The sequence below is a fragment of the Pseudomonas sp. AC229 genome, from assembly GCF_979254655.1.
The window spans coordinates 1-10,858 of record NZ_CEEDHK010000030.1 but is presented as its reverse complement, the minus strand read 5'-3'; the positions used below and the strand labels follow the sequence as shown (position 1 = coordinate 10,858).

Here is a 10,858-nt window from a genome sequence, read left to right as displayed (position 1 = left end):
AAATACAAAACGCCCGATGCGGTGCATCGGGCGTTTTGAGATTGAAACAGGTGTAAACCTATTTCAGGACTAGACACTAAACGCTCACATTACATGTGAGAAATCATGGCATCGCCGAACGCCGAGCAAGACAGCAGCTTAGCGCCGTCCATCAGACGTTCGAAGTCGTAGGTCACGGTTTTGGCGGAGATCGCCCCGTTGACGCCGTCGATGATCAGATCGGCAGCTTCGGTCCAGCCCATGTGACGCAGCATCATTTCGGCCGAAAGAATCAGCGAACCTGGGTTCACCTGGTCTTTACCAGCGTACTTCGGCGCGGTGCCGTGAGTGGCTTCGAACATGGCAATGTTGTCGGACAGGTTAGCGCCCGGAGCAATACCGATACCGCCTACTTCGGCCGCCAGGGCGTCGGAGAGGTAGTCACCGTTCAGGTTCAAGGTAGCGATCACATCGTATTCGGCCGGGCGCAGCAGAATCTGCTGAAGCATGGCGTCGGCGATTGCGTCTTTAACTACCACTTTCTTGCCGGTGTTCGGGTTGGTGAACTGCATCCAAGGACCGCCATCCAGCAGCTCGGCACCGAATTCGTTTTTGGCGATTTCGTAGCCCCAATCTTTGAAGGCACCTTCGGTGAACTTCATGATGTTGCCTTTGTGCACGATGGTCAGCGAGTCGCGGTTGTTATCAACCACGTACTGCAGGGCTTTACGCACCAGACGCTGAGTACCTTGCTTGGAAACCGGCTTGACGCCGATACCGCAGTCTTGGTCGAAACGGATTTTGGTAACACCCATTTCTTCCTTCAGGAACTTGATGACTTTTTCAGCTTCCGGCGAGCCGGCTTTCCACTCGATACCGGCATAAATGTCTTCCGAGTTTTCACGGAAGATAGTCATGTCAACGTCTTGTGGTTTTTTAACCGGGCTAGGAACACCGGTGAACCAACGCACTGGGCGCAGGCAAACGTAGAGGTCGAGCTCCTGACGCAGGGCCACGTTCAAGGAACGGATGCCGCCGCCAACTGGAGTGGTCAGAGGACCTTTGATCGATACAACGTAATCGCGAACGGCTTCGAGGGTTTCTTTCGGCAGCCAGGTGTCCTGGTCGTAAACCTGAGTGGCTTTTTCGCCAGCGTAAACTTCCATCCAGGAGATCTTGCGCTCGCCGCCGTAGGCTTTGTTTACGGCCGCATCAACGACTTTGATCATCACTGGGCTGATATCAACCCCGATGCCATCACCTTCAATGAAAGGAATGATTGGGTTGTTCGGTACATTCAGGGACATATCGGCATTGACGGTGATTTTGTCACCGGTTGCTGGCACCTGGATCTTTTGGTATCCCATGCTGGACTCCGTTGCTTTCGTGGTCTGACATCCCGCCACGCGGATGGCGCGGCGATATGGAACTTGAATTGGTCTCGGAAAGGCGGGCCATTCTTGTAGTATTTCTACAGAAAGTCACGCACTTTTCTTGAGATTGTCGGACTAAACACCCGCTGCAGGCCGCGTTATTACGGCACCTGACCTATCTCTGTAGTCAAACTACATCGCTACTACATTTACCCGGTAGCAGAGGCGCTTTTTAGCCTAGCAGCTTGCCCCGATATTGCCTTTTTCGCCGCCCGCCTGAAACCAAAGCGCGCGCTGATCGCACAGGAGTTACTCATGCGTTTCACCCCTCACGTTACCGTCGCGACCATCGTCGAAGATCAGGGTCGTTTCCTGATGGTGGAAGAAACCGCCGGCGGCCGCGCTGTATTTAATCAGCCTGCTGGCCACTTGGAAGCCGACGAAAGTCTCATGCAGGCCGCTATTCGCGAAACGCTCGAAGAAACCGGCTGGGACGTTGAGCTCACTGCCGTCACCGGCATCTATTTATACACAGCCCCCAGCAACGGCGTGACCTACCAGCGCGTGTGCTTCGCCGCCAAGGCGCTGCAACAGCGCGACAACTACCAGCTCGACGACGGCATCATCGGCCCGCAATGGCTCACCCGCGCCGAACTCGCCGCGCAACCAGAGCGTTTGCGCAGCGAGCTGGTGTTGCGCTGCATCGACGACTATCTGAGCGGCGAACGCTTCCCCCTCGCCCTGCTGCGTGACTAGCGTCGATCACCACTGAGCCGGCGGCCCTGATAGAATCGCGTTTTTCCGAAAAGCCCTGCATCCAAACTCCTATGCGTGACAATTCCTCAACTCGCGTGATCGTCGGCATGTCCGGCGGTGTCGACTCCTCCGTTTCCGCCGTGCTGCTGCTGGAGCAGGGCTATCAGGTCGAAGGCCTGTTTATGAAAAACTGGGAGGAAGACGACGGCACCGAATACTGCACCGCCATGGACGACATGGCCGATGCGCAAGCGGTGTGCGACAAAATCGGCATCACGCTGCACACCGCCAATTTCGCTGCGGAATACTGGGACAACGTGTTCGAGCATTTCCTCGCCGAATACAAGGCCGGACGCACGCCGAACCCGGACATCCTGTGCAACCGGGAAATCAAATTTAAGGCCTTTCTTGAGTACGCGCTGTCGCTCGGTGCCGACCTGATTGCCACCGGCCACTACGTGCGTCGCCGCGATATCGACGGGCGCACCGAACTGCTCAAAGGCCTCGACCCGAACAAAGACCAGAGCTACTTCCTCCACGCCGTCGGCGGCGAACAGCTGGCCAAGACGCTGTTCCCGGTTGGCGAACTGGAAAAACCGGAAGTGCGCGCCATCGCCGAGAAGCACCAGCTGGCCACCGCCAAGAAGAAGGACTCAACCGGCATCTGTTTTATCGGTGAGCGCCGCTTCAGCGACTTCCTCAAGCAATACCTGCCCGCACAACCCGGCAATATCGAAACCACCGAAGGCGAAATCATCGGCCGTCATCACGGGCTGATGTACCACACCATTGGCCAGCGTCAGGGCCTGGGAATCGGCGGTTTGAAAGATGCCGGCGAAGAACCGTGGTACGTGCTGATCAAAGACCTCGAACGCAACGTGCTCGTGGTCGGCCAGGGCAATGAACACCCGTGGCTGTTTTCCAGCGCCCTGCTCTGCTCCGACATCTATTGGGTCAACCCCATCGACCTCACCAGCCCACGCGCCTTGACCGCGAAAGTGCGGTACCGCCAGGGCGACCAGGCGTGCACGCTGGAGAAAACCAGCGAGGGTTACCGCGCCGTATTCGCCATGCCGCAGCGGGCCGTTACGCCGGGCCAGTCGGTGGTGTTTTATGACGGTGACGTTTGCCTGGGCGGCGGTGTAATAGAAGTGGCGCAACCTTGGAGCAGCAAGGAAAAGCGCGCATGACGCCGATTCAGGAACAACTGGTTGCCCTGGGCGGCGTGTTTGAGGCGGCGTTTCTGGTCGACCAAGTGGCGCGCACCGGGCAGATCAGTGAAGGTGCTTTGGGCTGCATGCTCGGAAGCTTGATGGTCCGCGATCCGAAAACCACCCTGGACGTTTACGGCGGCGACGACATCAACCTGCGCAATGGCTATCGCGCGCTGCTCAGTGCCTTGGAGCGTGACCCCACCACCCTGCAACGCGAACCGCTGCGCTACGCCTTGGCGCTGCTGGGCTTGGAACGCAAGCTGGCCAAGCGCGACGACATGCTGGAAACCATCGGCAAACGCCTCGACCAGATTCAGCAGCAGGTTCAGCACTTCGGCCTGGTGCACGAAAACGTGATTGCCGCGAGTGGCGGGCTGTATCAGGACACGCTGAGCACCTTTCGTCAGCGCATCCAGGTGCACGGCGACATGCGCAACCTTCAGCAACCGAGCAACGCCGCGAAAATTCGAGCCCTGCTGCTCGCCGGTATTCGCTCGGCGCGCCTGTGGCGTCAGCTGGGCGGGCACCGCTGGCAACTGGTAATCAACCGTCGCAAATTGCTCAAAGAGCTTTACCCGCTGGTTCGCGGCTAACCGCCTTCATGCCTGTAGGAGCGCCTTCAGCCGCGATGCTTGTGATCTTAAAAGCATCGCGACTGAAGTCGCTCCCACAGCACCGCGCTGTTCAGCACCTCGCCGAAAAACCCGACAGACCAGTTCGCTACGCGCGGTTCAGGTAAGGTTTTTCTATGTATAATTCGCGCCCCTTTTCGTCGCCCGACTGTCCGAGAACGCCCCATGCAGCTCTCCTCGCTCACCGCGGTATCCCCCGTTGATGGCCGTTACGCCAGCAAAACCAGCGCTCTGCGCCCAATCTTCAGCGAATACGGCCTGGTCCGTTTCCGCGTCATGGTCGAGGTTCGCTGGCTTCAGCGCCTGGCCGCGCATACCGGCGTTCCGGAAGTTGCGCCGTTCTCTACAGAAGCAAACGCCCTGCTCAATGCACTGGTCGACAATTTCCAGGTCGAGCACGCCGAGCGCGTCAAAGAAATCGAGCGCACCACCAACCACGATGTAAAAGCCGTGGAATACCTGCTCAAAGAACAGGTCGCCAAGCTGCCAGAACTGGCGGCGGTGAGTGAGTTCATCCACTTCGCCTGCACCAGCGAAGACATCAACAACCTGTCCCACGCCCTGATGCTGCGCGAAGGCCGCGACACCGTGCTGCTGCCGCTGATGCAGCAACTGGCCGACGCCATCCGCGAGCTGGCTCACCGCTTCGCCGACGTGCCGATGCTGTCGCGCACCCACGGCCAGCCTGCATCGCCGACGACCCTGGGCAAAGAGCTGGCGAACGTGGTGTACCGCCTGGAGCGCCAGATCGCTCAGGTGGCGGCCATTCCGTTGCTGGGCAAGATCAACGGCGCCGTTGGCAACTACAACGCGCACCTGTCGGCCTACCCGCAGGTCGATTGGGAAGAAAACGCCCGCGCCTTCATCGAGCAAGAGCTGGGCCTGAGCTTCAACCCCTACACCACGCAGATCGAGCCGCACGACTATATTGCCGAGCTGTTCGATGCGGTTGCCCGCTTCAACACCATTTTGATCGACTTCGACCGTGATATCTGGGGCTACATCTCCCTCGGCTATTTCAAACAGCGCACCATCGCCGGCGAAATCGGTTCGTCGACCATGCCGCACAAGGTCAACCCGATCGACTTCGAAAACTCCGAAGGCAACCTGGGCATCGCCAACGCGCTGCTGCAGCACCTGGCGAGCAAGTTGCCAATCTCCCGCTGGCAGCGCGACCTCACCGACTCCACCGTACTGCGCAACCTGGGCGTCGGTTTTGCCCATAGCGTTATCGCCTACGAAGCCACCCTTAAAGGCATCAGCAAGCTGGAGCTCAATGCTCAGCGCATTGCTGCCGACCTCGACGCGTGCTGGGAAGTGCTGGCCGAACCGGTGCAAACCGTAATGCGCCGCTACGGCGTCGAAAACGCCTACGAGAAACTCAAAGAGCTGACGCGCGGCAAAGGCATCAGCGCCGAAGCCCTGCAAACCTTTATCGACGGCCTGGATATTCCAGCCGACGCCAAGGTTCAGCTGCGCGCCCTCACCCCGGCTGGCTACGCGGGCAACGCCGCCGCTCAGGCCAAGCGTATCTAACCGATATTGCCCAGTTGCACGCCCGGCAGTGCCGGGCGTTTTTATTTACGGGCTCAGATGACTTTCAAAGGCTTAGCGATGAATCCTGATATTCCGCTTCAGATGCTCGGTGGCATTACCGCTCGTGAATTCCTGCGCGACTACTGGCAGAAAAAACCCTTGCTGGTCCGCCAGGCCATCAGCGATTTCGAAAGCCCTATTTCTGCCGACGAATTGGCTGGCCTGGCGCTGGAAGAAGAAGTTGAATCGCGCCTTGTGCTTGAGCACGGCGAGCGCCCTTGGGAGTTGCGCCGCGGCCCGTTCAACGAAGACGAATTCGCCACCCTGCCCGAGCGCGACTGGACCTTGCTAGTTCAAGCCGTCGACCAGTTCGTGCCGGAGGTGGCCGAGCTGCTGCAGCATTTCCGTTTTCTACCGAGCTGGCGCATCGACGATGTGATGATCAGCTTCGCCACGCCGGGCGGCGGCGTCGGCCCGCATTTCGACAACTACGACGTTTTCCTTCTCCAGGGCCAGGGACACCGGCGCTGGAAAATCGGCCAGATGTGCGACTCGGATAGCCCCATGCTTGAGCATGCGGACCTGCGCATTCTGGCCAACTTTGAACAGACCGACGAATGGGTGTTGGAGCCCGGCGACATGCTCTATCTGCCGCCACGTTTGGCTCACTATGGCACCGCCGAGGATGATTGTATGACGTATTCCGTGGGTTTCCGCGCCCCTAGCGCCGCAGAAGTCTTGACCCATTTCACCGACTTTCTCAGCCAGTTCCTGCCGGACGAAGAACGCTACAGCGATGCCGGCGCCGCCCCTGTCAGCGACCCGCACCAGATTCAGCGCGACTCGCTCGACCGTCTCAAAGCCCTGCTTAACGAACACATGGGTGACGAGCGTTTGCTGATGACCTGGTTCGGCCAATTCATGACCGAACCGCGCTACCCGGAACTGGTTGCTGGCACTGAGCTGGACGAAGAAGAGCTGCTCGACCAAATCGAAAACGGCGCCATGCTTATCCGCAATCCGAGTGCGCGCCTGGCCTGGTCGGAAGTCGGCGAAGATTTGGTGCTGTTTGCCAGCGGACAAAGCCGCTTGCTGTCGGCCAGCCTGCGCGAATTGCTGAAATTGATTTGCGCCGCCGACGTGCTGCACCTGGAAAACCTGGGCCAATGGTTGGCCGACGATGAAGGGCGTAACCTCGTCCTCGAACTGGTGAAACAAGGAAGTTTGGAGTTTGCAGATGAGTAGCAACGTTCAGGTAAGGCTCGCCAGCTGGCAGAAAGACAACGCAGACCTGCGCCGCATTCGCGAAACCGTGTTTATTGCTGAACAAGCGGTGCCGCCGGAGTTGGAATGGGACGCCGAAGATGTCGAAGCCGTGCACTTTCTGGCTGTCGATGGCGATTACGCGATTGGCACCGCGCGCCTGCTGCCCGACGGCCATATCGGCCGGGTTTCGGTATTGAAAGACTGGCGCGGTTTGAAAGTGGGTGAGCAACTGATGACAGCCGTCATCCAGGAAGCAGAACGCCGCGGCCTGAAAGAACAAATGCTCAGCGCCCAGGTTCACGCCACGGCGTTCTATGAGCGTCTAGGATTTACCGTAGTCAGCGGCGAATTTCTCGATGCTGGCATCCCCCACGTAGAGATGAAACGCATCAGTCAGTGAGGTCAGGATGATCGATGAAGACGCTCCGCCATCAGACGCCACGGACGGTGTCGCGGAAGAATTGCCGCCCATTGAGTTTGTCTCGCCCGGCAGTTTTACGGTGCACAATCCGGCGCCTTTACTGGCCGAACCGGAGCGTCGCGAACCGGCCCCGTTTCATCTTGACGGGCCGCGTCAACTCCAGCACTTCACTCACGCCGAACAAGCCCAAGCGCACGCCTTGGCCTTGCTTCAACAGGCGCAACGCAGCCTGTGCATCTATTCCCCCGACCTCGAACGCTGGCTTTATCACCACAGCAGCGTGCAACAGGCCTGCACGCAGTTCTTGCTGGCCAATCCGAAGAACCGCCTGCGCATTCTGGTTAACGACCCGAGCAATGCCGTTAAAGACGGCCATCGTTTACTGCAATTGTCGCGGCGCCTGCCTAGCAACCTGCACATTCGCAAGCTCAACCCCAGCTACAGCAACGATGAAGTGGCGTATTTGCTCGCCGACACCAACGGCATGCTGATGCGCCCCAAACTCGAGCAACTGGCCGGCTACGCGCTGTACAACGACCCAGGCCAGGTGCGCGTACTGCAAAACAAATTCGATCAGGCCTGGGACGTTAGCGTCACCGACCTCGACCTTCGGAGTCTTCTGGTATGACCCTGCGCTCGCTGTTCGCCATTTTGTGCCTGAGTGTCAGCCTGCCGGTGCTGGCGGCCACGGAAGTAATGCCGCTGAACTACCGCACTGCCGACGATGTATTACCGGTGGTGCAATCCGTGCTGGGCAACGAAGGCCGGGCCAGCAACTACGGCAACCAACTGGTCGTCAACGCCCCGCCCGCCAAACTTCAGGAAGTTCGCGACCTGCTCAAGCAGATCGACAAACAACCGAGGCGCTTGCTCATCAGTGTCGACACCACCGACAGCAACCAGATGAACGACCAGGGTTACTCGGTGAACGGCTCGGCCAATGCTGGCAATGTGGAAATTCAGTCGGGACGTGGCGAAGTGAATGGTCGCGACCAAGTACGCATCATCCACCGCAGCACCCAAAGCCGAGGCGGCGGCACCCAACAAGTGCAGACCACGGAAGGCTACCCGGCGTTGATTCAAGTGGGCCAGAGCGTGCCGCTGACCAGCTCGAGCGTTGACGGTTACGGCCGGGTCTACAACAACACCGAATACCGCAACGTCACTCGTGGGTTTTACGTCACCGCCAGCCTCACCGGCGATGTGGTGCACGTCAGTATCAACAACAATAACGACCGCCTCAGCCAAACCCAGCAAGGCGCGATCGACATTCAAAATACCAACACCAAAGTGACCGGCCGCCTCGGCGAATGGATCACCATCGGCGGTGTGAATGAGAGCTCGCAGTCCGATCAGAGCGGCTTTATTCAGCGCCGCTCCACCCAGGGTCGCGAAGACATGACGCTGCGCCTGAAGGTCGATGCCCTGGACTGATCAGGGCAACCTAACAGCCGGAAAACGTGACCCGCCAGTCGCTCGTCGAACAATATGTAGTAGTAAGAAAAAAGCACTACAAAACGTTTGACGAAGTCTTTTTGCAAAGGCATGATGGCCCCGCTCCCGCTAATCAGAGACCCCTAACGGAGGTCTCCGGATCGCAACCTGCTTACCGTAGATTCGATTCGTGTTTTACCGCTCAAAAGGCAGTTCGACGAGATTGCGACTGGAACGAAGTTGTCCTGAGGGACGGGGAAGCGTTTAACGAAACGGCCAGTTGGTCACAGCAGCGACACCCATCGGTTTCCACGAACCAGCAAGTGCCAACGCCAACACCATCGAACTGTTCGCCCCCTCTGCCCCCTCCTCAGCTTCAATCTCGTCTCAGTCGATAATTTCGTTGCGCTGCAGTACACCGCCCACTGAAAGACCGCGTTGCTTGTCGGTTTTGAAAGGGAAGTGTCGTGCTCAACCAATCAACTTTGAAGGATTGACCATGTCTGCTTATCAAGATGACATCAAAGCCGTAGCCGCTTTGAAAGAAACCGCCGGCAACAGCTGGAGTGCGATCAACCCTGAGTCCGTCGCTCGTATGCGCGCTCAGAACCGCTTCAAAACCGGTCTGGATATCGCCAAGTACACCGCCGCTATCATGCGCAAAGACATGGCTGAGTACGACGCTAACTCCTCCGTCTACACCCAGTCCCTGGGCTGCTGGCACGGCTTCATCGGGCAGCAGAAGCTGATCTCGATCAAGAAGCACCTGAAGACTACCGACAAGCGCTACCTCTACCTGTCCGGCTGGATGGTTGCTGCTCTGCGTTCGGACTTCGGCCCGCTGCCAGACCAATCCATGCACGAGAAGACCGCTGTTTCGGGTCTGATCGAAGAGCTGTACACCTTCCTGCGCCAGGCTGATGCCCGTGAGCTGGATCTGCTGTTCACCGCCCTGGACGCTGCCCGCGCCGCTGGCGATACCGCCAAGGCTGCCGAGATCCAGGCTCAGGTCGACAACTACGAAACTCACGTCGTACCGATCATCGCCGACATCGACGCTGGTTTCGGTAACCCGGAAGCCACCTACCTGCTGGCCAAGAAAATGATCGAAGCGGGTGCGTGCTGCATCCAGATCGAAAACCAGGTTTCTGACGAGAAGCAGTGCGGCCACCAAGACGGCAAAGTGACCGTTCCGCACGAAGACTTCCTGGCCAAGATCAACGCAGTTCGCTACGCATTCCTGGAACTGGGCGTGGACGACGGCGTAATCGTTGCCCGTACCGACTCCCTGGGTGCCGGCCTGACCAAACAAATCGCTGTGACCAAAGAGCCGGGCGACCTGGGCGACCAGTACAACTCGTTCCTGGACTGCGAAGAAGTGTCGGCCAACGAGCTGAACAACGGCGACGTGGTTCTGAACCGTGGCGGCAAACTGCTGCGTCCTAAGCGCCTGCCTTCCAACCTGTTCCAGTTCCGCGCTGGCACCGGCGAAGCTCGCTGCATCCTGGACTGCATCACCTCGCTGCAGAACGGCGCTGACCTGCTGTGGATCGAAACCGAGAAGCCACACGTTGGCCAGATCGCTGCCATGGTTAACGAGATCCGCAAAGTGATCCCGAACGCCAAGCTGGTCTACAACAACAGCCCGTCCTTCAACTGGACCCTGAACTTCCGTCAGCAAGTGTTCGATGCATTCGTTGCTGAAGGCAAAGACGTTTCCGCCTACGACCGCGCCAAGCTGATGAGCGTCGATTACGACGAAACCGAACTGGCTCAGGTTGCAGACGAGAAGATCCGCACCTTCCAACGCGACGGTTCGCAACAGGCTGGTATCTTCCACCACCTGATCACCCTGCCGACCTACCACACTGCTGCGCTGTCCACCGACAACCTGGCAAAAGGCTACTTCGCCGACCAAGGCATGCTGGCTTACGTGAAAGGCGTTCAGCGTCAGGAACTGCGTCAAGGCATCGCCTGCGTCAAGCACCAGAACATGGCTGGCTCCGACATCGGCGACAACCATAAAGAGTACTTCGCTGGCGAAGCGGCTCTGAAAGCAAGCGGTAAAGACAACACCATGAACCAATTCCATTGATCCACGGAATGGCTCACTAGGCTTCGGCCTGGGGTGTAAAGAAAAGGCGAGCTCAGGCTCGCCTTTTTTTATGCCAGTGTCCCGTCCTGAATAAGGTTTACACCTTCTGATTTATTTTCAGGAGGGCTCAATGGATTCGGGGAAAAGGCGCA

10 protein-coding genes are annotated in these 10,858 nt (G+C 58.4%); 9 read left to right on the top strand and 1 reads right to left on the bottom strand.

The genetic code is table 11. The features are described from left to right. Positions 1-89: 89 nt before the first annotated feature. Positions 90-1,346 carry an NADP-dependent isocitrate dehydrogenase gene (gene icd, locus AC0IW7_RS24610; protein WP_122498063.1) on the bottom strand — a complete coding sequence of 419 codons (1,257 nt, stop codon included), beginning with the start codon at positions 1,344-1,346 and terminating at the stop codon, positions 90-92. A 321-nt stretch (positions 1,347-1,667) separates the two neighbouring features. Between icd and AC0IW7_RS24605 the strand changes: the two genes are divergently transcribed. The 9 genes from AC0IW7_RS24605 (at position 1,668) to AC0IW7_RS24565 (ending at position 10,706) form a co-directional block, all read left to right on the top strand. After that, positions 1,668-2,108: an NUDIX hydrolase gene (locus AC0IW7_RS24605; protein WP_463549916.1), complete on the top strand. Its 441-nt coding sequence runs from the start codon at positions 1,668-1,670 to the stop codon at positions 2,106-2,108. 71 nt (positions 2,109-2,179) lie between these two features. Then, on the top strand, positions 2,180-3,298 hold the full coding sequence (gene mnmA, locus AC0IW7_RS24600) for a tRNA 2-thiouridine(34) synthase MnmA (RefSeq protein ID WP_471821459.1): 1,119 nt from the start codon (positions 2,180-2,182) through the stop codon (positions 3,296-3,298). Then, positions 3,295-3,915: a high frequency lysogenization protein HflD gene (hflD, locus tag AC0IW7_RS24595; protein ID WP_471821457.1), complete on the top strand. Its 621-nt coding sequence runs from the start codon at positions 3,295-3,297 to the stop codon at positions 3,913-3,915. The genes mnmA and hflD overlap by 4 nt, the downstream gene beginning before the upstream one ends. Before the next feature lie 204 nt (positions 3,916-4,119). After that, positions 4,120-5,490 (top strand): adenylosuccinate lyase, encoded by a 1,371-nt coding sequence (gene purB, locus AC0IW7_RS24590; RefSeq protein ID WP_122453219.1) that lies wholly within the window; start codon positions 4,120-4,122, stop codon positions 5,488-5,490. A gap of 78 nt (positions 5,491-5,568) precedes the next feature. Beyond that, positions 5,569-6,735: a ribosomal protein uL16 3-hydroxylase gene (locus AC0IW7_RS24585; RefSeq protein ID WP_471821455.1), complete on the top strand. Its 1,167-nt coding sequence runs from the start codon at positions 5,569-5,571 to the stop codon at positions 6,733-6,735. Continuing rightward, positions 6,728-7,156, top strand: a complete 429-nt coding sequence (locus AC0IW7_RS24580; protein WP_471821453.1) for a GNAT family N-acetyltransferase — start codon at positions 6,728-6,730, stop codon at positions 7,154-7,156. Before AC0IW7_RS24585 ends, AC0IW7_RS24580 begins: the two co-directional genes overlap by 8 nt. Before the next feature lie 7 nt (positions 7,157-7,163). Beyond that, entirely contained in the window at positions 7,164-7,805 is a 642-nt protein-coding gene (locus AC0IW7_RS24575; RefSeq protein WP_471821451.1) for a DUF7931 domain-containing protein, read from the top strand. Continuing rightward, entirely contained in the window at positions 7,802-8,611 is an 810-nt protein-coding gene (locus AC0IW7_RS24570; protein WP_471821450.1) for a secretin N-terminal domain-containing protein, read from the top strand. Before AC0IW7_RS24575 ends, AC0IW7_RS24570 begins: the two co-directional genes overlap by 4 nt. 499 nt (positions 8,612-9,110) lie before the next feature. Continuing rightward, the gene (locus tag AC0IW7_RS24565) at positions 9,111-10,706 is read left to right on the top strand and encodes an isocitrate lyase (protein ID WP_471821448.1); all 1,596 of its coding nucleotides are present in this window, start codon (positions 9,111-9,113) and stop codon (positions 10,704-10,706) included. Positions 10,707-10,858: the final 152 nt, after the last annotated feature.